The following is a 21,810-nucleotide window of genomic DNA, read 5'->3' on the forward strand; positions in this document are numbered from 1 at the left end:
ATGATCGGTCACCGATCAATCGCGCGAGGGGTCGGGTTGCCATGGGACATATGGTCGCCCGTCGGCTTCTGCTGCTTGCTCGGCTGAATGTAGCTGGAACGCAGTGATGCCGCCGCCGTCCCACGGGCCGACCGATCCGGCGGCAACCGCGGCAGACGACTTGGACGTCAGGTCGATCTCGTTGCGCACCACGGTGATCGGGCGGTCCGCGAGAGTGAACCAGTCCAGGTCGAGGAAATCGTGGCTGCCCTTGGTGAGGGCGCCACGGCGCATGGCGTCGGCGAGGCGGGTGGCCATGCCCGCGGTCCGCAGGTGGCCCTCGTTTGCCTCGAACAGGCCGGCACCGGCGTGCAGGTAGCCGGTTTCGAAGAGGGAGACCACCATGGCGAGCAGGCTGAAAGCGCGCGGGTCGTCGTTGGCGCGCGCCATGAAAGCGAAGACCTCGATCTCGTTTTCCAAGGTGGTGCCGTACCCGGCGAGCACGTGCACCCAATCGTGCTGGGCCAGCAGTGGCGGCGCCGAACCAGGCAGACCCGGGGTGACGAAGCCGCGATCGCGGTAGAAGTCCGCGACGCCGCGGCCGAGGGTCCCCACCGGCAGGTCGCGCAGCGACGCCCAGCGTGCGGCCAGCGCCGGGTCGTCGCTGACCTGGCCCCAGGAACTGTCCAGGCTGTCGGTGTGCAGCGCGGTGAGCCTGCGCGGGTCGAGGCCACCGAGGTATCCGTTACGTGCGAAATCGACCGCGGCGAGATCGATGGCGCCTTCGGCGTACTTGTGCGCCACCGCGATCATGTCGTCGTCGACGTCCAATGCGTCGGCGAACTCCCGCAACCGGGTCGCGACCACCGGCGGCAGCGGCCGCACCACCAGCGCGGCCAGCAACATGGTCTGCACGATCCGTTCACGGAAGATCCGGTTGCGCCGAGCCAATCGGACCGCGAATTCCGGCGCGGTGATGGACTCCACTGTCGCCAACTCGACCCGGTGGCCGGTCATGGACAGGAACAGCGCGGGAATCAGCAACTGCTGCAACGGTGTCAGACCGTCCTCCCCCTGCGCGGCCGTGACCACGCCGCGCGCGAGTAACTGCACCTCGTCGAGGTCTGGCGGTGTCAGCAGTACATCGTCCATCCGGTTCACCCTCCGGGCCTCTCGAGCATCGGTTTTCACGGCTCATTATCGATGCGAATCGGCTTCGGCGCGTAGTTGTTTCGCCGTCGGCGTACGCGCTGCATCCCTTCACGCGACGGGGCTGAACGGTGCCCAGCGTTTGATTACCCAGGCACCGCGGACGGACGGTCGCCGCCATGCTGCCCCGGGCGGATGTCCCGGGGCAGCGGTGTCAGCGTTTCTTGGCCCGTTACTGCAGGGGGATCCGGCTGGCCATGAGGCCGGCGAAGATGGTCAGCAGCACCTGCACTGCTGTCGGCCAGTCGACCAGAAAGCCGACGGGCACCGCCAGGATGACCGCCGCGTACAACTCCCAGAAGGGAACCTGCCCCGAGGGTGTCGGCTGTGGGCGGTGATCTTCGACGGGCGGGGTTACGCTCATGGAGACTCCGTTCTTCGCGCATTCAACAGGGGACGGGGTTACCGCTGCCCTCACCTCTGGCCAGGTGGGGGCAGCACCCGTTTGAGAGAGTGGCACGAAATCGCGGCAAGAGCAGCCTTGCTCTCGCCGTTGAACCTGCCTCCGAACCACCCGATCAGTACTGCCGTACTAGAAATTTCGAGTAGTCGGTTACCTTCGATTCCGGCCGCTGCCTGCTGCGATCAGGTACGGTCCATCAGCCTTCGGATAGCCGGATCCGAAGGTGCGTTTGTTATGAAACCGTTACAGCGATTCCGCGATTGCGCCAGGTATCCAAACCCAGTTCACAGCATGTGTTCAGGCGATGGCAGCACGCCCACCTCGGGCGTACGTTATCAATTCGTTACCCTGCGAGGTGGCCTTGGCGGGTTCTCGTCAACACTTCGACACCAGCAAGAGGGCGACGATCCGTTACCCGCTCCGGGATCCCACGTCGCGTCCTATCGTGGTGATATGCGGATCTCGGTGGCGGCGGACGAGTGCGTTGGCGTGGCAAAGGAACTGGTGGGCGAGCTGGGGAGGCGCGGGTTCGAGGGGGTGCTCACGCACGGCGCGCTGTCGGAGAGCGAGCGAGACGACTGGGCGTGGGCCAGCGAGGCGGCGGCGCGTGACGTCGCCGAGGGTCGCGCCGACCAGGCGATCGTCTGCTGCTGGACCGGCACCGGCGCGTCCATCGCGGCCAACAAGGTCGCGGGCGTTCGAGCCGCACTGTGCGCCGACGCCGCGACCGCCGCAGGCGCGCGCAAGTGGAACGACGCGAATGTGCTTGCGCTGAGCCTGCGTTCGACCTCGGCGGCCGAGCTCACCGAGATCCTCGACGCCTGGTTCGCGGGCGAGCCGAGCACTGACGTGGCCGACCGGGCCAATATCGCGCATCTGACCAAGATCGAGCGGGGGCACTGAGCCCAGCGAGGTACCGCGCACGGCCGCAACCCTCGATCCATTGACAGCATGCTGTCAAATATGACAGAATACTGTCATGCCCACGAAGACAGTGCACACCGCCATCTACGACACCCTCGCCGACTGGGAGGTCGGAGCCGCCACCGCCCACATCAACAATCCGGCCTGGCAGATCGCGCCCGGAACCTTCGAGGTCAAGACCGTCGGGCTCACCCGCGACCCGATCACCACCAAGGGCGGCATGCGGATCGCGCCCGATCTGACGCTGGCCGAGCTGTCCCCCGCCGAGAGCGCGATGCTGATCCTGCCGGGCGCCGACACGTGGATGACCGGCGAACTCACACCGTTCGCTCGCAAGGCGCGCGAATTCCTCGAGGCGGGCGTGCCGGTCGCGGCCATCTGCGGCTCGACCTTCGGCCTGGCGCAGGAGGGCTTGCTGGACGACAAGGCGCACACCAGCAACGTGGCCGAGTTCCTCGCCTACAGCGGTTACGCGGGCGCAGACCGCTATGTCGAGCAGCCCGCGGTGACCGACGGCAACGTCGTCACGGCTTCGGCGACCGCGCCGTTCGAATTCGCCCGCGAGGTGCTCGGACTGCTCGGCGTCTACGAACCGCACATTCTCGACGCCTGGTACCGGCTCTTCGCGCACAACGATCCGGCGGCCTACACGGTGCTCGACGCCTACGACAAAGCAGCGTCGCGGGCATGACCGACACACCGGAACAGGAGCTGTTCAGCACCGCCGCGATCACTTCGTTCCGGCTCAACGGCCAGTTTCTCGCCATCGCCGAGGAACTGGCCAAGCCCGCCGGGCTGACCGCGGCGTGGTGGCAGGTGCTCGGCGCGGTGCTTCGCGAGCCGCTGCCGGTGGCGGGCATCGCGCGCGCCATGGGCATCACCCGGCAGAGCGTGCAGCGCATCGCGGACCTGCTGGTGGACAAGGGGCTCGCCGAGTACCGCCCGAATCCGGCGCACCGCCGCGCGAAGCTGGTCGCCCCCACCGAGGAGGGCTACGCGGCGGTGCGGCGGATCCATCCACGGCACGCGGTGCTCGCCGACCGGCTCGCCGCCGAACTCGGCACGGACGAATTCGCCCGCATCGTCGAGGCGATCACCCGTCTGTCCGCTGCGGTGGACGCGATCACCGAGCGCGAGGACTGACGGTCGACGAGCTCCCGGCGACCCATTGGCCGCCGAACTCGGCGCGAAGAACTCACACGCACCGTCGAAGCACTGACTCGGCTGTCCGCCGCGGTCGACGCAATCACCGAGCGCGAGGACCGGCGGTCAAAGGGCTCCCCGCGATCCACTAGCCGCCGAACTCGGCGCGAGGGAACCCACGCGCACGGCAGACGGCGACGAGCGCCCGCGAGAATTCGCGTCAGTCGAACGGCTTGTGCGTGCGCCCCACCAGATCCGCGACCGAGTCGATGACCCGCGTCGGCCGGTACGGGTACTGCTCGACGGACGCGCGGGTCGAAATGCCGGTGGTCACCAGGATGGTTCGCATGCCCGCCTCCAGTCCGGAGATCACGTCGGTGTCCATGCGGTCGCCGATCATCACGGTGGACTGCGAGTGCGCGCCGATGCGCCGCAGCGCCGAACGCATCATGAGCGGATTGGGCTTGCCGACGTAATACGGTTCGCGCCCGGTCGCGCGGGTGATCAACGCGGCGACCGAACCGGTGGCGGGCAGGACGCCCTCGCGGGACGGCCCGGTGGCGTCCGGATTCGTGGCGATGAAACGAGCGCCGCGTTCGACCAACCGGATGGCGGTGGTGATGGCCTCGAAGGAGTAGGTGCGGGTTTCGCCGAGCACGACGTAGTCGGGGTCGCTGTCGGTGAGCACGTACCCGATCTCGTGCAGCGCGGTGGTGAGCCCGGATTCGCCGACCACGTAAGCGGTTCCGTTCGGGCGCTGGTCGTTGAGGAAGGTCGCGGTGGCCAGCGCGGAGGTCCAGATGGCCTCCTCCGGGATGTCGAGACCGGTCTGGCGCAGCCGCGCTTGCAGATCGCGGGGTGTGCGGATCGAGTTGTTGGTGAGCACGAGGAACGGCGTCTCGTTGGCGCGCAGTTCGGCGAGGAACTCGTCGGCGCCGGGCACCAGGTGCTCCTCGCTCACCAGCACCCCGTCCATATCGGTCAGGTAGGACAGGATCGGCTCTTTGTCTGCGTTCACCAGACAATTGTCGGTTATCGGCCGTCGGGAGGCATCGGACCCGGCCCAGATGCGGCCGGTCACACACCCCGCCACCGCCGTGACTATGGTCGATGCAGGCCGTGCGAGAACCCGATCGCGCGTGCCCGTCCGTCGGATGCGGCGGAGCGATCTCGCTCAGCCCACGGGATGCGGCACCGATCGGCGCGTCCGAACGACCGACGGGATGCGGAAGGCCGCATCCGCACAGCGAAGCGACAGGAGTGGCGCACATGGGTGATCTGAAGCTCGGATACAAGGCGTCGGCGGAACAGTTCGGACCGCGCGAACTGGTGGAGATCGCGGTGCTCGCGGAGGAGCACGGCCTGGACAGCGCCACGGTGAGCGACCACTTCCAGCCCTGGCGGCACAAGGGCGGGCACGCACCGTTCTCGCTGGCCTGGATGGCCGCGGTCGGCGAGCGCACCAAGCGCATCCAGCTCGGCACCTCGGTTCTCACGCCGACCTTCCGGTACAACCCCGCGGTGATCGCGCAGGCCTTCGCCACCATGGGCTGCCTGTACCCGAACCGCGTCATGCTCGGCGTCGGCACCGGCGAGGCGCTCAACGAGATCGCCACCGGCTACACCGGCGAATGGCCGGAATTCAAGGAACGTTTCGGCCGTTTGCGCGAATCGGTCGACCTGATGCGCGCGCTGTGGACCGGCGACCGCGTCGACTTCGACGGCCAGTACTACCGGACGGTCGGCGCGTCCATCTACGACGTGCCCGAAGGCGGCATCCCGATCTACATCGCCGCGGGCGGACCGCTGGTCGCGCGCTACGCGGGCCGCGCGGGTGACGGCTTCATCTGCACCTCGGGCAAGGGCATGGACCTCTACACCGAGAAGCTGATGCCCGCGGTGGCGGAGGGCGCGGCCAAGGCGGACCGCACCGTCGACGACATCGACAGGATGATCGAGATCAAGATCTCCTACGACACCGATCCCGAACTGGCGCAGGAGAACACGCGCTTCTGGGCGCCGCTCTCGCTGACCGCCGAGCAGAAGCACAGCATCACCGACCCGATCGAAATGGAAGCCGCCGCCGACGCGCTGCCCATCGAGCAGATCGCCAAGCGCTGGATCGTCGCCAGCGACCCCGACGAGGCGGTCGCCCAGATCCAGCCCTACCTCGACGCGGGCCTCAACCACCTGGTCTTCCACGCTCCCGGCCACGACCAGCGTCGCTTCCTCGACCTCTTCCAGCGCGACCTGGCTCCCCGCCTCCGCAAGCTCGGCTGACCCTCGCAGACTTTCCACACGCTTCGCAGGGGCCGCAACCTCTGCGAAGCGTGTGAAGTCTCTGCGAAGACCTACTTCGGCTGGGTGTGCGGCTTTTCGCATACCAGTAGGTGGAACTGCATGCGGCCGTTGCTGATACGGCGGTCCTCTCGGAGTACGAGGCCTGCGGCCTGCAGGTGTTCGACGATTTCGGCGATCGGCCGCAACCGGAATCGGTTCTCGGTGAACGGCATTCGGGCCATATCGGCGGGATCGCCGACGCCGAGCACCACCCGGCCCGATGGGCGCAGCACCCGCGCGAGCTCGGCGAACGCTGCGCCGAGGTCATCGATGAAGTAGACGGTGTTGGTGCTGATCGCCGCGTCCAGCGAGGCCGTGGCCAAGGGCATTTCGTGCATGGCCCCGGCGTGGAGCACGAGTCGACCCGCGGCGATTTCGGCGCGGTACCGCTTGCCCGCCTGGTCGAGCATGGTCGGCGCGATCTCCAAGCCGTGCACGGTGCCCGTCTCGCCGACCGCGGCCAGCAACTCGTCGAGGCCGATCCCGCCACCGAAACCGACATCTGCCACCGTCGCGCCCGCACCCGCTTCCGTGGCAGCGACGGCGGCGGCCACGGTTGTGTAGTTGCCGCGGTTGAGAATTCGACCGACCACGCGTCCGGCTATCCCATGCGGCCGTCCCAACTGCGAGGCGACCGAGTCCCACAAACGATCTGCAATCCGCATGCCGACCATCATCGCCACCGACCGCGCGGAACGGAACACCAACGCGCAACCTGGTCCCCGCCTCGGCAAGCTCGGCTGACCCTCGCAGACCTTCCACACGCTTCGCAGGGGCCGCAACCTCTGCGAAGCGTGTGAAGCCTCTGTGAGGACCCATCTACTCCGCGGCGGACCGGGCGAGGCGGCGGACCATGAGCGCAGCCGCGCCGAGCACCACCAGGTACGCGATGACGTACGCGTTCATCAGCAGCGGCGCGGCGGGCCAGGACGGCGGCAGCAGGAAAACGCCTACGCTGACCCAGGTTTCGCTCCAGCGGTAGGTCCAGCCGCCGATCCACAGGTACAGGACGGCGGCGACGATCCACCAGCGCGGGTTCACCTGCGCCCGGTGCACCAGGTAGACGAGCAGGGGCACGAACCACACCCAGTGGTGCCCCCACGAGAACGGGGAGACCGCGCAAGCGGTCAGGCCGGCGAGGGTGACCGAGAGCAGCCGTTCCCCATGCCGATGCAGGGCGGTGGCGACGACCAGGCCGGCGGCCAGCACCGGCAACGCGAGGAGCAGCCACAGCCACAGCGGCGCGGGCCCGTGCACCAGGTGGGCGAGGACGCCGCGCAGGGATTGGTTGGCGGGGTGGGTGTCCGGGGCGATGCGCTCGGACTGGAAGAAGGTCGTCGTCCAGTACGTGCTGGAATCGGCGGGCAGCACGAACCAGGTCAGCACGATGGAGGCGACGAAGGTCAGCGCCGCCGTGCCCGCCGAACGCCATTGCCGCGACGCGAGCAACTGGACGACGAAATAGAGCGGCACGAGTTTGATGCCCGCGGCGATGCCGACGCCGATGCCGCGCAGTCTCGGTAGACGCACGAAGGCCGTCGAAAACCCGCGCACGTCCGGCGCGGAGGCGGAGGTACCCCCGCGTTCCTCGCGCGAGAAATCCCAGAGCACCAGCAGCATGAGAATGAGGTTGATCTGCCCGTAGAACAGCGTGGTGCGGACCGGTTCGATGAAGGTGCAGGTGAGCGCGAGCAGGGCGCTCCCCGCGGCCAGTCGCCCGGAGAACCGGTAGCCGAGCAGCCGCCAGCTCATCATGATGCAGCCGAACAGCACGCCGAGGTTGAGCGTCAGCCAGATGGAGCTGAGGTATTGCCAAGGTATGAGGTTGGTCGGCAGGAAGACGATCGCCGAGAACGGGGTGTAGGTGTAGAGCAGCCCGCGGAGGGTGGGCTCGGTGTAGAGGGGCTGGTCGTGCAGGATGCGCGAGGCACCATCCCGATAGACGTGCACGTCGAGCCCGCCCACCAGGATGCCCGCCTTGTCCAGCCACGGATCGACGGTGGTGAAGATCAGCGTCACCGCGGCGATCGCGCAGGCGAGCAGGAGAAGCAGCGTCGCGTTGGTCGGCGATGCGATGCGCGGAGTCGACGGCGTGACCCGGGTGTTCACGCAGGCGGACCCGCGCACGGCGCCCGGTCTTCGAGCTGCCCGAGACGATGGAAAACGCCTGCGCACAGCCGTGTTCGAGCCGTGTCGAGGCAACCGATCGATGCCTGCGTCGGGATGGTCCTCCGTGTCGACGGAGGCTTCACAGCGACTTTCGTTACCGAGCCTCATCGACTTCGACCATAACCGCCGCCGTCCGGCCGGTGGCGGCCGAGTCGACGGGCATCGCCTGCGCGGCAGCGAATTCGAGCTTCGGACCGCGCCGATCAGCTGCGCCGCAGACTCATTCGATCGCGGGGAACGGAATCGTATCCGCCGGTTCGATTCTCGGCAGTTCGTCTCGGCGCAGCGGGAGGGTCGGCTGCTCCGTGCGGTGCAGCGGCAGCGTCGGGGCGGGGTCGTCCGCCTGACGCTCCCTGGCCGGGAGGTGGTAGAACGCGCGGGCGTTGTCCTCCAGGACCGCGTACATGTCGACGCCGACCACGTCGCAGATCAGGTCGACATCCGCGTCCCTGAACGGCCGTCCCGCCCGGGTGCCTGGCAGGTCGGTGCCGAACATCAGCGCCTGCGGGTTCACGGCGTGGATGCGGCGCACGGTGTCGGCGACGTTCATCGCGACCCGTCCGAAACCGGTGGCCTTCACGTGGGCGCCGCGGTCGACGAGATCGAGCAGGTACGGCAGGCCCTCGTCGGACATCCCGAGATGGTCGACCGACAGTGCCGGCAGCTTCGAGATCACCGGTTGCAGCGACGCCAGCATCTGACCGTCCATGTACAGCTCGACATGCCAGCCTGCGAGCTCGTGGGCGCGCAGCGCCTGCAATGTCATCTGGGTGATGTCGGCGGCGGCACGCTTGAGATTGAAGCGCAGCGCGCGCACACCGACGCGGTCGAGTTCGAGGATCTCCTCGTCGGAGGCGTCCAGGTCGAGCCTGGTCACGCCGACCCATCCTTCGCCGAGCTCGGCAAGCGCCGCTTTCAGATAGGTCTGATCGGTCCCCTGGAACGACGCGCTGACCACGGCCCCGCCGCCGATGTCGAAGCGGGACATCCGCTTTCGATAGTCGGCAATGGTGTACGGGTCGGGCAGGTAGCCCTCGTTCTCGATCAGCGGAAACCGCGGATCGATGATGTGGACATGGGCATCGAACACTTGTACAGAATGCCAGGGGCGGGTGAACCTTTCCATGGGGAGGTTCTCTGGATGGGTACCTCCAACGGGAAAGACCGGGCTGCTCGTGCACGCTCTACGCACAGGTTCACCAGCCAGGGGCGGTGAACCTGTGCGTAGACGGCGCACAGACAACCCGGTCTCATCCGTTGGCAGGTGCACAAGCGGAGAACTACACCTCAGCAGGTAAACCTGCTCACACCTTGTGCGGCTCGCTGGCGCGGAGCATGTCCTCGCGCTCGACGACCTTGACCCGCTCGCGGCCCTCGGGCTCGCCCAGTGCGCGCTCGTGGGCATCGAGGCGGTACCAGCCCGCCCAGGTGGTGAACGGGATGCCCTTGCCCTCGAGGAATTCGAGGACGGCCTGCGGGTCCGGGTTCTCGGCCGGGGCGAAGCCGGGGGCGTCGTCCAGCAGGCAGGCGATGGTCTCGTTGGCGTCGCCCTTGGTGTGGCCGATCAGGCCGACCGGGCCGCGCTTGATCCAGCCGGTGACGTAGGTGGCGGGCAGGTAGCGCGCCGGGCCGTCCGCGTTCTCGTCGGCGATGACGCGGCCCGCTTCGTTGGGCACGGTGCCCGCCTGGTCGTCGAACGGCAGCTGGTTGATGTTCTGCGACAGGTAGCCGACGGCGCGGTAGATCGCCTGCACGTCCCAGTCCTTGAACACCCCGGTGCCCTTGACGTTGCCGGTGCCGTCCAGCTGGGTGCGCTCGGTACGCAAACCGACGACCTTGCCGTTCTCGTCACCGAGCACCTCGGCCGGGGACTCGAAGAAGTGCAGGAACAGCTTGTGCGGGCGGTTGCCCTGATCGCGGATGGCCCACTGCTCGAGGGTGTTGGCGACCATGTCGACCTGCTTGGAGTGGCGGCGCGCGGCCTCCGAACCCTCGTCGTAGTCGATGTCCTCGGGATCGACGATGACCTCGATGGTCGGCGAGTGGTCGAGTTCGCGCAGCTCCAGCGGGGTGAACTTGGCCTGCGCCGGGCCGCGGCGGCCGAACACGTGCACCTCGACGGCCTTGTTGGCCTTGAGTCCGTTGTAGACGTTCGGCGGGATCTCCGTCGGCAGCAGCTCGTCACCGGTCTTGGCCAGCACCCGCGCCACGTCCAGCGCCACGTTGCCCACGCCGAGTACCGCGACCTTCTCCGCGTCCAGCGGCCACGAGCGCGGCACGTCCGGGTGCCCGTCGTACCAGGACACGAAGTCCGCCGCACCGTAGGAGCCGTCCAGATCGATGCCCGGGATCGGCAGCGCGCGGTCGGCGTTGGCGCCGGTGGAGAAGATCACCGCGTCGTAGAAACGACGCAGGTCGTCGAGGGTGATGTCGGTGCCGTAGTCGATGTTGCCGAGCAGGCGCACCTGCTCCTTGTCGAGCACCTTGTGCAGGGCGGTGATGATGCCCTTGATTCGCGGATGGTCCGGAGCCACGCCGTAGCGGATCAGCCCGAACGGAGCGGGCATACGCTCGTACAGGTCGATGCTCACGTCGGCATCGGACTTCATCAACGCGTCGGCGGCGTAGATCCCGGCCGGTCCGGCGCCCACGATCGCAATGCGGAGCGGGCGGGTCGCCGCGGTGTCAGCGTCAGGCCCGGAGGAGGCAGCCTGCGTAACCACGGAGGGCCCGGGAACACCGCTCGTTGATGCTGCACTCTGTTCGGTCATCTCTTACGCGCACCCTTATGGTCGAAACGTTCAATGGCGTCCGTCTTAGCTTAGGCTAAGTTGACGGACCGCTTGTTTGCACCCTGCGCCACGAGCGCTGGTGATGCTGGCTCGTGGCTCCACGGTCCCCAGGTCGCTACGACGGTGCACTGCCATATGGCTACGGCAGCAGATCTCAATCTCGCGATTCTATCGGTGCCGCCCGTGATCACCCGCGCCGGTGCGGCGAACCGGCTGGCTGCCCACCTGCGCGAGCGTCGTACCGGTTCGCCCCCTTCTCCACCATAGCGGCGTCGTTCGGGCCGGTACGGGGTCCGCGCGGCCAATGACGGGGCCGGGCGTCGGATACCCGCGCCGACCAGGGATGATCGATCCATGACCGAGCAGCATTCCCCCGACGAAAGCGAACCGATCGTCGTCGATCAGACCGACAAGCGTTCCATCGCGCCGTTCCTGGGCGCGGCCGTGTTCGCCGTCGTCGTGCTGGTGGCCATCGGGCTCGGCGGAGTGCTCTCGCCCGCTGAGAAAAATGTCACAGAGGCCGAGAAGATCGCGAGCGCGGTCGGCAATTTCGTCGAGGGCGCCAACAACACCGACATGGTGCCGCCACCCGGTACGGGCTGCCCCGATTTCGACCCGGCCAAGTCGCCGTTGGCCGGGCAGGAAGGCGTCGGCAAGACAATCGAACTCATCGCCGTCACCGATCAGACCATGAACGGCGATCGGGCCAAGGCCACGGTGACCACGAAGGTCGACGGCAAGGAGCACACCGCGACCTGGAACCTCACCAGGTCGGACGGCAAATGGCTGGTCTGCAATGTTTGACACGGTGACCTCGGTGCAGGCAATCTCAGTCACTAGGTCATGAGAACCAGCGCCAAGCCCCGGCTGGCTGGTCGGCAACCCTCCTCCGCGGTGGGGTGCTCCGGGTGACGACCTGGCCGCGCACCGAACCTGGTGCGGCAAGTGCGGATTCACAGGAGGTTCCAGATGAGTTATGCCGGTGACATCACCCCGCAGCAGGCGTGGGAGGTGTTGCGCGACAACCCCGCCGCCGTCCTGGTGGACGTGCGCACCGAGGCGGAGTGGCGCTTCGTCGGAGTGCCCGACACCAGTTCGATCGAGCGGCCCACCGTGCTGATCGAATGGGTGGACGGCACCGGCGCGCGCAACCCGGAGTTCACCGAGCAGCTGAGCAAGGCGCTGGAGGGCCGCGACCCGGAGGCGCCCGTCGTCTTCTTGTGTCGCTCCGGCCAGCGTTCGGCGCACGCGGCCACCGTCGCCACCCAGCTCGGCATCGGACCGTCCTACAACGTCATCGAGGGCTTCGAGGGCTCGCTCGACACGTCCGGACATCGCGGCGCGACCGGCTGGCGCGCCACCGGCTTGCCCTGGCGGCAGTCGTGATCACCGGCGGCGCATTCGACAAGCCGCTGCCCGAAGGCGTCGGCCCCGCCACCCTCGGCGTACGCGGCGGCCTGCGCCGCTCCGGCTTCGAGGAGACCTCCGAGGCGCTTTATCTCACCTCCGGTTTCGTCTACGAAAGCGCGGAGGCGGCCGAGGCGGCGTTCACCGGCGAGGTGGAGCACTTCGTCTACTCCCGCTACGGCAACCCGACCGTTGCCATGTTCGAGGAGCGGATCCGTCTGATCGACGGCGCCGAGGCGGCGTTCGCGACCGCCAGCGGCATGTCGGCGGTGTTCACCGCGCTCGGCGCGCTGCTCGGCGCCGGTGATCGGCTGGTGGCCGCGCGCAGCCTGTTCGGCTCCTGCTTCGTGGTGTGCAACGAGATCCTGCCGCGCTGGGGCGTGGAGACCGTGTTCGTCGACGGTGACGACCTCGACCAGTGGGAGCAGGCGCTGTCGGTGCCGACCACCGCGGTGTTCTTCGAGACGCCGGCCAACCCCATGCAGACCCTGGTCGACGTGCGCCGGGTCACCGAGCTCGCGCACGCCGCGGGCGCGAAAGTGGTGCTGGACAACGTCTTCGCCACTCCGCTGCTGCAGAAGGGCTTCGAACTCGGCGCGGACGTCATCGTGTACTCGGGCACCAAGCACATCGACGGCCAGGGCCGCGTCCTCGGCGGCGCGATCCTCGGCTCGCAGGAGTACATCGACGGACCGGTGAAGACACTCATGCGCCACACCGGCCCCGCGCTCAGCCCGTTCAACGCGTGGACCCTGCTCAAGGGTCTGGAGACGATGCCGCTGCGGGTGCGCCACAGCACCGAGTCGGCGCTGCGGATCGCGCGCTTCCTGGAGTCCAACAAATCGGTCAGCTGGGTGAAATACCCCTTCCTGGAATCGCATCCGCAGTACGACCTGGCGCGCGGCCAGATGTCGGGCGGCGGCACAGTGGTCACCTTCGAGCTGAACGCGCCCGCCGACGAGGGCAAGAAGCGCGCCTTCGAGGTGCTGAACCGGTTGCGCGTCATCGACATCTCCAACAACCTCGGCGACGCCAAGACCCTCATCACCCACCCGGCCACCACCACCCATCGCGCCATGGGCCCGGAGGGCCGCGCCACCATCGGCCTCTCCGACGGCGTGGTCCGCATCTCCGTCGGCCTCGAGGACGTCGAAGACCTCCTCGCCGACCTCGACCACGCCCTGAGCTAGGGGCCTCGCGCACGCCGCCCAGCGCCGACAAACGCTGGGCGGCTCTTGCTTTCGTGCCGACAACTTGCTGCCACACACCCTGCGTACGCCTCACATAGCCAGCGCCTATGTGAGGCGTGTGCAAGGTGTGTGGCGACATCAGATTCGCTCGCTTGGCACCCAGGTGCCGAGAAGGTGGGCGGGGTTGCCGATCGTCGCGGCGCGCCTGAGGCGGCCCAGCCAGGGAGCAGGGGTGTCCAGGTCGCTCCATGTCCAGCGGACGACGAGCCAGCCGAAAGCACGCAACTCGTCTTCGCGGGCCTTCTCGGCGACGACGACTTCTTCCGCCGTGCGCGAGCCGCGCAGGGCCGCGCCGTATTTCATCAAGCCATCGAATTCGCCGATCACGCCGAGGGCGGGAAAGAGGAAGTCGACGCGTCCGATGAATCGCCCGCTCGGGGATTCGAGGACGGCTTGCGGTTCCGGACGAGGCAGGCCCGCGACATCCAGGACGACGCGGCTGCGTGACTCGCCCGCGCTTTCGGAGCGACCGTCCAAGAACTCGACGACCCGACGTGCGGCGGGTGCCCCCGGGCGCCCTGCCGCGCGGGCGAGTTGGCCGGATAGTTCGGCGCGCGTGGTCTTTCCGAGCCGTAGTGCGCTGTCGCCGATGACTACCGCCTGTTCGAACGGGACAGTGCGAGCCAGGTCGATGACGGTTCTGGCCGCGCTGGTCACCCGCAGTCCGTCGATTCGCACCACCTCGTCCGGCTCGATGCGCGTCGCATGCACCGTGACCCGACGGGTAACGCGGCCGCCCGTGGACCGATCGCGCGTCAGATGGACTTGGCCCATCGGGACGTTCCAGTGCGTCAATCCGTGCGCGACCGAAGCCGACACGTGGCTCACCACCGCCTCGTGACTCGCGCCCGCCGCGACGGCTCGAGTCAGCACCAAGTGGCGCTCTTCGAGGCACAGACCCTCGGTCTGCTTCGCCTGGATATACGCGCCGCGGTGCACCCTCCGCCATTTTGGTCCGTGCAGTTCCCGATCGGTGAACCCCGCTGCCACCGCACGACATCGGGAAACAGGGAAGGGTGCGTCCATGGCTCGATCCTGCACCCTTCGCGCACGTGTCCTCCCCTGATCCACTAGCACCTGTGGACAACTCCCGCCTGGGGATAACCTGGGCGCCACATACTTTTCATACGCCTCACACAGGCACTGGCTATGCGAGGCGTATGTGGGATGTGTGGGAACTACGCGATGAAGGCGCCGGTGATCCAGGTGGCGGTGGCGAGGAGGGCGCCGAGGAGTTCGATCAGCATGGAGAGGCCTACGCCCTTGAGGGCGTGTTTGGTTGCCTGCCAGGCGGGTTGGTTGCGGCCGAGGCGTTGGAGTTCGGAGAGGTATACGCCGAGGACGAAACCGACGAACAGGCCGACGACCGGGATGACGAAGAAACCGATGATGCCGAGCACCGCGCCGAGGAGCAGGGCTCGGTTGGAGACGCCCGCGTCCTTCATCTTGCGACCGGGCCAGGTGTACTTGATGATCCCGGAGAGCACCAGGAAGACCGTGCTGATCGCGAAAACGGTCCATGCCGTCGCGCCGCCGGTCATGATCGCCCAGGCAAGGATGGCGCCGAAGACCAGGATCACGCCGGGCAGGATCGGGATGATGATGCCGAGCAGTCCGACCAGGATCAGGAGGCCGATGACGACCTCGCCCCACACGCTCATGCCCGCGCCTCGCTGGTGCCCGACTTCGGCACGTGCCTGACCCGCTGACCCATGATTCGCTCGCTCACCGCTTGGTTCCCTCCCGTTTCCGCGCATTGGCACGCTGCTGGGATTCTCGCCTACCGGGCCGTCCGGTGCACGACGGAGGGTTCCGATAGAAAGTGGCGGCGTTATTGTCATACTGTCAATACATCCGCGGGCGATGCCCGGGGGACCGCACCGCCGGGCGGTGCGCAGGGATCAACGACGAACCGAGGTAAGGCGTGACCACACCATCCACCGCCACCGAGCAGGGCCCGCTCGCGGGCATCAAAGTTGTCGAGCTGGCCGGTATCGGCCCCGGTCCGCACGCCGCGCTGTTGCTGGCCGATCTCGGCGCCGACGTGGTGCGGGTGCAGCGGCCGAATCTGCTGCCCGGGTTCATGGAGCGTCCGCAGTGGCGCGGCCGGACCATCATCGAGGCGAACCTCAAGGACCCGGCCGACATCGAGAAGGTGCTCGGGCTGATCGAGAAGGCCGACGTGCTCATCGAAGGCTTCCGTCCCGGCGTCACCGAGCGCATGGGCCTCGGCCCCGACGAGGCGCTTGCGCGCAATCCGCGGCTGGTCTACGGCCGGATGACCGGCTGGGGCCAGGACGGCCCGCTGGCCGACCGCGCCGGTCACGACATCAACTACATCTCACTGACCGGCGTGCTGAACGCAATCGGCCGCAAGGGCGAGCGCCCGGTGCCGCCGCTGAACATGGTCGGCGACTTCGGCGGCGGCTCGATGTTCCTGGTGTTCGGCATCCTCGCCGCGCTGGTGGAGCGGCAGAGCTCCGGCAAGGGCCAGGTGATCGACGCGGCGATGATCGATGGCGCGCTTGCCCTTTCGCACATGATCTGGGGCATGCGCGGAGTCGGCCTGTGGTCCGACGAGCGCGGCACCAACCTGCTCGACACCGGCATGGCCTTCTACGACACCTACGAGACCTCCGACGGCAAGTACATGGCCGTCGGCGCGATCGAGCCGCAGTTCTACGCCGAGCTGCTGAAGGGTCTGGAGATCGACCAGGAAGGTCTGCCGATGCAGATCGACCCGAACGGCCAGGATCAGCTGAAGAAGCTGTTCGCGGAGAAGTTCAAGACCAAGACCCGCGACGAGTGGGCCGCGATCTTCGAGGGCACCGACGCCTGCACCACTCCGGTGCTGACGCTGACCGAGGCCACCGAGAACGCGCACATCGCCGCGCGCAACGGGCTGGTCGACATCGACGGCGTGGTGCAGCACGCGCCCGCGCCGCGCTTCTCACGCACCCCGGCCGCGATCCCGACGCCGCCTCCGACCGAGGCGACGCCGATCGAATCCGTCTGGGCGGACTGATATTTCGTTGCGGATGCCCCGTGGCCGACCGACCACGGGGCATTCGCCTGTCGCGCACCGCCGATCGGTCCGCTGCGGCAATGCGCGGCGTGCGACATTGGCGGCATAGCAATTCGCGGCATACCGACGCTCGCCGTATGCCGCGCTTCGATTCGTTCGAGCGACCATGACGGACGCGTTGACCTCGATCGAGCGACCACGCCAGGCCACGCACATATCGCGCCGGACGACCACCAGGCCACGCACGCATCGCGCCGGACGACCACACCGGGCCGCACCCGCCCGACCAGGTACCAGCTCGCGAAATCAATAGCAGGTCAACGGATTCAGCGGATCGGCGGCGCGGGGAGTGAGTGCCTCGTAAGCGGAGGCAACGGCTTTCACCGCCAGCCGCAGATCGCCCTCTTGGTGCGTGAACGGCAGACGTAGGAACCGCTCGAAAGCGCCCTGGACGCCGAAACGCGGTCCGGCGGCGAGCAATACGCCGTGATTGGGCGCGGTGGCGGCGAGCGCGGTGGACACCGGAGCGGGCAGCTGGGCCCATACCGACATCCCTCCCACCCCGGAGCTGATCCGCCACTCCGGCAGCTCTTCGGCCAGCGCGGCGCGCAAAGCGGCTCGCTGACTGCGCAATTGATCGCGCCGACGGTCGAGAATGGTGTCGGCGTGCTCCAGCAAATGCACCGTGGCGAGCTGATCCATCACCGGAGTGCCGAGGTCGACGGTGGAGCGAATGCCGAGCAGTTTCGTGATCAGCGTCTGGTTGGTGCGGATCCAGCCGACCCGCAGACCACCCCAGAACGACTTGGAAGCCGAACCGATCGTGATGATCTCGGCGCCCTTGGCGAACGCGGCGACCGGCGGCGGCAGGGTGTCCACGTCCAGCCCGAGGTCGACCATCGACTCGTCTACGACGACCGTCATGCGGGTCTCGCGCGCGATGGCGGCCAGTTCCGCGCGCCCTTCGGCGTCGAGCAGCATGCCGGTCGGGTTGTTGAAGTCCGGCACCAAGTACGCCAAGGTGGCCGCGGTTTGCCTTGCGGCGCTGCGAATTCCGTCCAGATCCCAACCCGAGCGCGGACTTTCCGGCAGCAGCGGAACCGGGACGGGTCGCGCGCCGACATCGCGGATGGCCTCGATGGCGTTCGGGTAGGTGGGGTGCTCGATCAAGACCCGGGCGGCCGGTGCGGTCAGCACATTGAGCAGCAGGCGCAGGCCGTGCTGGGCGCCGAGCGTGATGAGGATCTGTTCGGGCTCGGTGGGCAGTCCGCGCTCGGTGTAGCGGCGGGCCACCGCCTCGCGCAGCGCGAGCACGCCGACCGGATCCATGCCGTGCGTGCCGAGGTAGGCCGGAATGCCTTGCAGCGCATCGGAATACGCGTCCTGCATCTCGCGCGGCGCGGCCATCGCGGCATAGGTCATGTCGATGGTGGTCAGCTCGGGCTGCGCCATCAGCGCCAGGATGCTGCGCGCCGGTTTGGTGCCGTCGTGCGGCACGGCGGGGGGCAACGCCACGGTGCTGCGCGAACCCTGGCGGCTGATCAGGTAGCCGTGCTCGCGTAGCAGCGCGTAGGTGGAGGTGATGGTGGTCCGGCTGACGCCGAGCGTGCCGGCCAGGTCGCGTTCACTGGGCAGGGCGACGCCGAGCGGCGCGCGGCCGTCGTGGATGAGCAGCCGGATGCCCTCCGCGAGGGCCAGGTACGCCGGACGCGCCGCGCGGCGCGCCGGGTCGTCGTCACCGGCGCTGCGCCAGCTGCCCAAGTCGCGCGCCAGGCTGGCCGCGCCGATCACTCGTGTCGCCATACAGTCCAGTATTGGGGGATTGGATATTTATTCGCAAGGCCAGTTGGCGGAACGTGTCCAGTATGACCGCCCTGCTCACCTTCCTCGTCGTCACCGCGTTCAGCTACGCGATCTACCACTACGCGCCGAATCGCACCAAGGACCTGTTCGAGCTCGAGCGGTTCCGTCCGGTCGACTCGCTCGCCGACGCCCGCCTCACGCACTACGATGACCTGCGGCAATACGCGGATCTCGCCGCGATGCGCGGCCGCGGCGACGAGCCGGAGCCGGAGTTTTCGCCGTCGCGCGCTCCGCTGGCGGCCGCGGTGCGGCGAGCCCACAGCGTGAGCCGAAGGACGCTTAAGGCCAGTTCTGAAAAACTGGCCTGATCTATGCCGCCCATGGGTTTTGTCGGTGCCCGGGTGCACACTGACGGTATGAGTGAGTCCGCTCGCCCGGCCGTCGCGACGCTGTTCGACACCGCGATCGGCGTCTGCGCGATCGCTTGGAGCGGCGACGCCGTGTTCCGGTTCCAACTGCCCGAGGCGGACCGGGAAGCCACCCGCGCCCGCATCACCCGGCGACGTGCCGGCGCCGAGGTGCCGGAAGGCGCGCCGACCCCCGTGATCGCCGAGGCCATAGCGGGCATCCGCGCCCACCTCGCCGGCGAACTGGACGACCTGCGCTGGATCCCGCTGGACACCAGCGCGCTCCCGGAGTTCCACCGCGCCGTCTATGCGGTGACCCGCGCCATCGCCCCCGGCCACACCCTCAGCTACGGCCAGGTCGCGAACCGCGTCGGCGCGCCGGGTGGCGCGCAGGCGGTGGGTCAAGCGTTGGGGCGCAACCCGATTCCGCTCATCATCCCGTGCCATCGGGTACTCGCCGCGGACAATGCGCTGCACGGGTTCTCCGCGCCGGGCGGGATCTCCACCAAAGAACGCCTGCTGGAGATCGAGCGCACGCCAGGGTTCGGAGAGCCGACGCTGTTCTGACGCTCGGACGGTTGCGGCGGATACCGGAACCGGAGTGGGCGGCGGTACGTCGGTGCCACGCGAGGCCAGGGGTGGCTGCTGCCCAGGAGCGAAACGCGAGGTCTACACGACCGTCACACTGACCACCCTGCGCCGGTTTGTGACGAGAGCCGGCGGGGACGGACTCCGGCGGCATCGCACCAGCCCACTGCGGATAGCGTTGCGGGTGCGATTGAGTTCGCGCCGTCCGACGACCGAGCGAAAAGGAGCGCAGGCATGGAGACAGTCACTTCCGCGGACGGGACGACGATCGCGTTCGACCGCGTCGGCGACGGCGACGCAGGCTCGGTGATCCTGATCGGCGGGGCGTTCGGGTATCGGACGTTCCCCAAGATGGTGCGGCTGTCCGAGGCGCTGGCCGAGGGGTACGGACTGACCGTGATCAACTATGACCGCCGGGGTCGTGGCGACAGCGGGGACACTCCCGGCGTGTACGACGTGTACAACGAGATCGATGACATCGCCGCGCTGGTGCGGGCGGCGGGCGGGTCGGCGGCGCTCTTCGGCTGGTCGTCGGGGGCGGTGCTGGCGCTGCGCGCGGCGGCTTCGGGGCGGGTGCCGGGCATCACGAAGGTGGTGGCGTTCGAACCGCCGTTCGTGGTGGATCGCTCCGGGCACATTCCGCCCGCGGACCTGGATGTCCGGCTGCACGAATCGATCGCGGGCGGCAAAAGCGACAAGACGGTGCGGTACTACATGACCAAGGCGATGGGCGTGCCGTGGACGATGGTGACGGCCATGCGGGTGACGCCGTTCTGGAAGAAACTCAAGGCGGTGGCGCCCTCGACCGCGCACGACTGGGCCGTAATGCGCCAATACGTGCGCGGTGAGCGGTTGCGCGCGGTCGACTGGTCGGGCGTGACGGTGCCGACGCTGGTCGTCGCGGGCGCCGACAGCGCCGCCCTGGTGAAGAACGGGGCCAAGGCCATCGCCGCGGCGCTGCCCGACGCGGAGCACCGCGAGCTGGCCAAGCTCGGCCACGACCCGAAGGTCGAGATCCTCGCGCCTGCGGCGGGTGAATTCCTCACGCGCACGGAGCGATGACCCCACCGGCGCAACGTTGAGTCCACCCCGCAGCAATCACCTCACCTGCGCAACGCTTAGTCCACCAGCGCAGCGATAACCACACCGGCGCAATGGTGAATCCACGCCCGCAGCGAGGACCACACCGGTCAGTGCAGCACTGAATTCTCCAGCGCCGCGAGAACTTCACCAGCGCCGCGTTGAATTCTCCAGCGCAGCGATGAATTCGCGGGCGGGGCTCCGTCTACACCCGTGACGGCCACACACGGCCGATGACGACCCCGCCGAGGAGTACCCGTGAAGACCGAAAAGCTTTTGGCCGCAGGCGTTCTCGCCACACCCCTGTTCTTCGTCGTCGCGCTGACTCAAGCGTTCACCAAGAACGGATTCGACCTGCGCGAGCACATGATCAGCCAGCTGGCGATCGGCTCGCTCGGCTGGATCCAGATCGCGAACTTCCTGGTGACGGGCGCGCTGTTCGCACTGGTCGCGGTCGGGCTGCGTCGAGGCCTCACCGCCGGGATCGGCCGGGTGTGGGTGCCGCGCCTGATCGGGGTGTTCGCCGCGGGGATGATCGGCGCGGGGCTCTTCGTCTGCGACCCGCACCGGGGCTACCCTGCGGGCGCCGCCGAGGTGATGACCTGGCACGGCACGCTGCACGGAGTGTGCGCGGCCGTCGCCGGTCTGGCGCTGGTCGCGGCCATCGTGATCCTGGCGCGGCGGTTCCGCAGCGAGCGGCGTACCGGAGCTGCGGTGCTGAGCATCGTGATCGCGGTGGTCTACGTCGTGCTTCCGGTGTCGATTCCGGCGCTCACCAGCATCACGTTCGCGGTCGCCTCGTTCCTGGCGTGGGGTTGGGTCGCGGTGTTCGCGGCCGGGCTGCGCACCGAGCGTGTCGCGGACCCCGCCCTTCCGTCCGGGCAGCTGCAACCCGCCTGAGAACGCTACGCTGGGCACCTCGAAAGCCCTGGGCACTGAAGTCGATCGCACCCCGGCCAGCCGGGTCTCGCGACGACTCCGGGTCCGGGGCTGTTCCGTTCACTGCTCCGGCGGATGCTGCCGGTAGAACTCGCACGCCTCACCGGTGAGGTAGCCGTCCATGCAGGCGAAATAGGTCTGGATACAGCTGTTCGTCGTGCAGCCGAGTTCGAGCAGTCGCTCGTGGATGCGCCGGTTGCGCTCCTGCTCGGGGTTGAGGGCGGGCGCGGTGCGCACCACCGTGGACGACGGCACAGGCTTCCCGGACTCGGCGCACCCCGACAGCGCCATGAGCGCGACCGCCGCCGCACCCATCGCCGCTACCCACCGCGCCATCCTCGACAACCTCCTC

Annotated in this window: 23 protein-coding genes and 1 riboswitch; of the genes, 12 read left to right on the forward strand and 11 right to left on the reverse strand. The window is 68.2% G+C overall.

All coding sequences use genetic code 11. The annotated features are described in order from the left end of the window. Nucleotides 1-15: 15 nt before the first annotated feature. Both AB0H50_RS06505 and AB0H50_RS06510 read right to left on the reverse strand, forming a co-directional pair. A complete protein-coding gene (locus AB0H50_RS06505; protein WP_357447877.1) occupies nt 16-1,131 on the reverse strand; it encodes a hypothetical protein in 1,116 nt (371 codons plus the stop codon). Nucleotides 1,132-1,360: 229 nt separating this feature from the next. Then, nucleotides 1,361-1,552 (reverse strand): hypothetical protein, encoded by a 192-nt coding sequence (locus AB0H50_RS06510; protein WP_357447880.1) that lies wholly within the window; start codon nt 1,550-1,552, stop codon nt 1,361-1,363. A 492-nt stretch (nt 1,553-2,044) separates the two neighbouring features. Here AB0H50_RS06510 and AB0H50_RS06515 point away from each other — a divergent pair, with 492 nt between their 5' ends. From AB0H50_RS06515 to AB0H50_RS06525, 3 genes are all read left to right on the forward strand, one after another. Then, nucleotides 2,045-2,494, forward strand: coding sequence for an RpiB/LacA/LacB family sugar-phosphate isomerase (locus tag AB0H50_RS06515; RefSeq protein WP_357447882.1), 450 nt, complete (start codon nt 2,045-2,047; stop codon nt 2,492-2,494). 76 nt (nt 2,495-2,570) lie between these two features. After that, on the forward strand, nt 2,571-3,206 hold the full coding sequence (locus AB0H50_RS06520) for a type 1 glutamine amidotransferase family protein (RefSeq protein WP_357447885.1): 636 nt from the start codon (nt 2,571-2,573) through the stop codon (nt 3,204-3,206). After that, a complete protein-coding gene (locus tag AB0H50_RS06525; RefSeq protein ID WP_357447888.1) occupies nt 3,203-3,658 on the forward strand; it encodes a MarR family transcriptional regulator in 456 nt (151 codons plus the stop codon). Before AB0H50_RS06520 ends, AB0H50_RS06525 begins: the two co-directional genes overlap by 4 nt. 220 nt (nt 3,659-3,878) lie before the next feature. On the opposite strand, the gene AB0H50_RS06530 is transcribed toward AB0H50_RS06525, so the two are convergent. Then, the gene (locus AB0H50_RS06530) at nt 3,879-4,634 is read right to left on the reverse strand and encodes an HAD-IIA family hydrolase (RefSeq protein WP_357449328.1); all 756 of its coding nucleotides are present in this window, start codon (nt 4,632-4,634) and stop codon (nt 3,879-3,881) included. A 293-nt stretch (nt 4,635-4,927) separates the two neighbouring features. Here AB0H50_RS06530 and fgd point away from each other — a divergent pair, with 293 nt between their 5' ends. Beyond that, nucleotides 4,928-5,938, forward strand: a complete 1,011-nt coding sequence (gene fgd, locus AB0H50_RS06535) for a glucose-6-phosphate dehydrogenase (coenzyme-F420) (RefSeq protein WP_357447891.1) — start codon at nt 4,928-4,930, stop codon at nt 5,936-5,938. 71 nt (nt 5,939-6,009) lie between these two features. Here fgd and AB0H50_RS06540 read toward each other — a convergent pair whose 3' ends face one another. From AB0H50_RS06540 to AB0H50_RS06555, 4 genes are all read right to left on the reverse strand, one after another. Then, nucleotides 6,010-6,663, reverse strand: coding sequence for a class I SAM-dependent methyltransferase (locus AB0H50_RS06540; protein WP_357447894.1), 654 nt, complete (start codon nt 6,661-6,663; stop codon nt 6,010-6,012). A 154-nt stretch (nt 6,664-6,817) separates the two neighbouring features. Beyond that, a complete protein-coding gene (locus tag AB0H50_RS06545; protein ID WP_357447897.1) occupies nt 6,818-8,107 on the reverse strand; it encodes a glycosyltransferase 87 family protein in 1,290 nt (429 codons plus the stop codon). Between the two features lie 280 nt (nt 8,108-8,387). Continuing rightward, nucleotides 8,388-9,257 carry an amidohydrolase family protein gene (locus tag AB0H50_RS06550; RefSeq protein WP_357447900.1) on the reverse strand — a complete coding sequence of 290 codons (870 nt, stop codon included), beginning with the start codon at nt 9,255-9,257 and terminating at the stop codon, nt 8,388-8,390. 214 nt (nt 9,258-9,471) lie between these two features. After that, nucleotides 9,472-10,827 carry an FAD-dependent oxidoreductase gene (locus tag AB0H50_RS06555; RefSeq protein WP_357449330.1) on the reverse strand — a complete coding sequence of 452 codons (1,356 nt, stop codon included), beginning with the start codon at nt 10,825-10,827 and terminating at the stop codon, nt 9,472-9,474. Nucleotides 10,828-11,313: 486 nt separating this feature from the next. Between AB0H50_RS06555 and AB0H50_RS06560 the strand changes: the two genes are divergently transcribed. The 3 genes from AB0H50_RS06560 to AB0H50_RS06570 all read left to right on the forward strand — a co-directional run bounded on the left by AB0H50_RS06560 (nt 11,314) and on the right by AB0H50_RS06570 (nt 13,556). Next, nucleotides 11,314-11,763 carry a hypothetical protein gene (locus AB0H50_RS06560; RefSeq protein ID WP_357447902.1) on the forward strand — a complete coding sequence of 150 codons (450 nt, stop codon included), beginning with the start codon at nt 11,314-11,316 and terminating at the stop codon, nt 11,761-11,763. 35 nt (nt 11,764-11,798) lie between these two features. After that, nucleotides 11,799-11,913: riboswitch (SAM riboswitch) on the forward strand. A gap of 15 nt (nt 11,914-11,928) precedes the next feature. Further along, nucleotides 11,929-12,345, forward strand: a complete 417-nt coding sequence (locus AB0H50_RS06565; protein ID WP_357447905.1) for a rhodanese-like domain-containing protein — start codon at nt 11,929-11,931, stop codon at nt 12,343-12,345. Beyond that, nucleotides 12,342-13,556 carry an O-succinylhomoserine sulfhydrylase gene (locus AB0H50_RS06570; RefSeq protein WP_357447908.1) on the forward strand — a complete coding sequence of 405 codons (1,215 nt, stop codon included), beginning with the start codon at nt 12,342-12,344 and terminating at the stop codon, nt 13,554-13,556. Before AB0H50_RS06565 ends, AB0H50_RS06570 begins: the two co-directional genes overlap by 4 nt. 138 nt (nt 13,557-13,694) lie before the next feature. Here AB0H50_RS06570 and AB0H50_RS06575 read toward each other — a convergent pair whose 3' ends face one another. Together AB0H50_RS06575 and AB0H50_RS06580 are read right to left on the reverse strand one after the other, a co-directional pair. Beyond that, nucleotides 13,695-14,642, reverse strand: a complete 948-nt coding sequence (locus tag AB0H50_RS06575) for a hypothetical protein (RefSeq protein WP_357447911.1) — start codon at nt 14,640-14,642, stop codon at nt 13,695-13,697. 152 nt (nt 14,643-14,794) lie between these two features. Further along, entirely contained in the window at nt 14,795-15,277 is a 483-nt protein-coding gene (locus AB0H50_RS06580) for a DUF456 domain-containing protein (protein WP_357447914.1), read from the reverse strand. A gap of 263 nt (nt 15,278-15,540) precedes the next feature. Between AB0H50_RS06580 and AB0H50_RS06585 the strand changes: the two genes are divergently transcribed. Beyond that, nucleotides 15,541-16,641: a CaiB/BaiF CoA-transferase family protein gene (locus AB0H50_RS06585; protein WP_357447917.1), complete on the forward strand. Its 1,101-nt coding sequence runs from the start codon at nt 15,541-15,543 to the stop codon at nt 16,639-16,641. A gap of 306 nt (nt 16,642-16,947) precedes the next feature. Here the strand turns inward: AB0H50_RS06585 and AB0H50_RS06590 are convergent, their stop codons facing one another. Next, complete coding sequence (locus AB0H50_RS06590) at nt 16,948-18,444, reverse strand: PLP-dependent aminotransferase family protein (protein WP_357447920.1); 1,497 nt, start codon at nt 18,442-18,444, stop codon at nt 16,948-16,950. A gap of 62 nt (nt 18,445-18,506) precedes the next feature. Between AB0H50_RS06590 and AB0H50_RS06595 the strand changes: the two genes are divergently transcribed. The 4 genes from AB0H50_RS06595 (at nt 18,507) to AB0H50_RS06610 (ending at nt 21,419) form a co-directional block, all read left to right on the forward strand. Then, a complete protein-coding gene (locus tag AB0H50_RS06595) occupies nt 18,507-18,812 on the forward strand; it encodes a hypothetical protein (protein WP_357447923.1) in 306 nt (101 codons plus the stop codon). A 48-nt stretch (nt 18,813-18,860) separates the two neighbouring features. Continuing rightward, complete coding sequence (locus AB0H50_RS06600; RefSeq protein WP_357447926.1) at nt 18,861-19,418, forward strand: MGMT family protein; 558 nt, start codon at nt 18,861-18,863, stop codon at nt 19,416-19,418. A gap of 255 nt (nt 19,419-19,673) precedes the next feature. Then, complete coding sequence (locus AB0H50_RS06605; protein WP_357447929.1) at nt 19,674-20,501, forward strand: alpha/beta hydrolase; 828 nt, start codon at nt 19,674-19,676, stop codon at nt 20,499-20,501. A 276-nt stretch (nt 20,502-20,777) separates the two neighbouring features. Beyond that, nucleotides 20,778-21,419, forward strand: coding sequence for a DUF998 domain-containing protein (locus AB0H50_RS06610; protein ID WP_357447932.1), 642 nt, complete (start codon nt 20,778-20,780; stop codon nt 21,417-21,419). 99 nt (nt 21,420-21,518) lie between these two features. On the opposite strand, the gene AB0H50_RS06615 is transcribed toward AB0H50_RS06610, so the two are convergent. Continuing rightward, nucleotides 21,519-21,794 (reverse strand): hypothetical protein, encoded by a 276-nt coding sequence (locus AB0H50_RS06615; RefSeq protein ID WP_357447935.1) that lies wholly within the window; start codon nt 21,792-21,794, stop codon nt 21,519-21,521. Nucleotides 21,795-21,810: the final 16 nt, after the last annotated feature.

It is taken from the genome of Nocardia sp. NPDC050793 (assembly GCF_040654065.1).
Lineage (GTDB): Bacteria > Actinomycetota > Actinomycetes > Mycobacteriales > Mycobacteriaceae > Nocardia.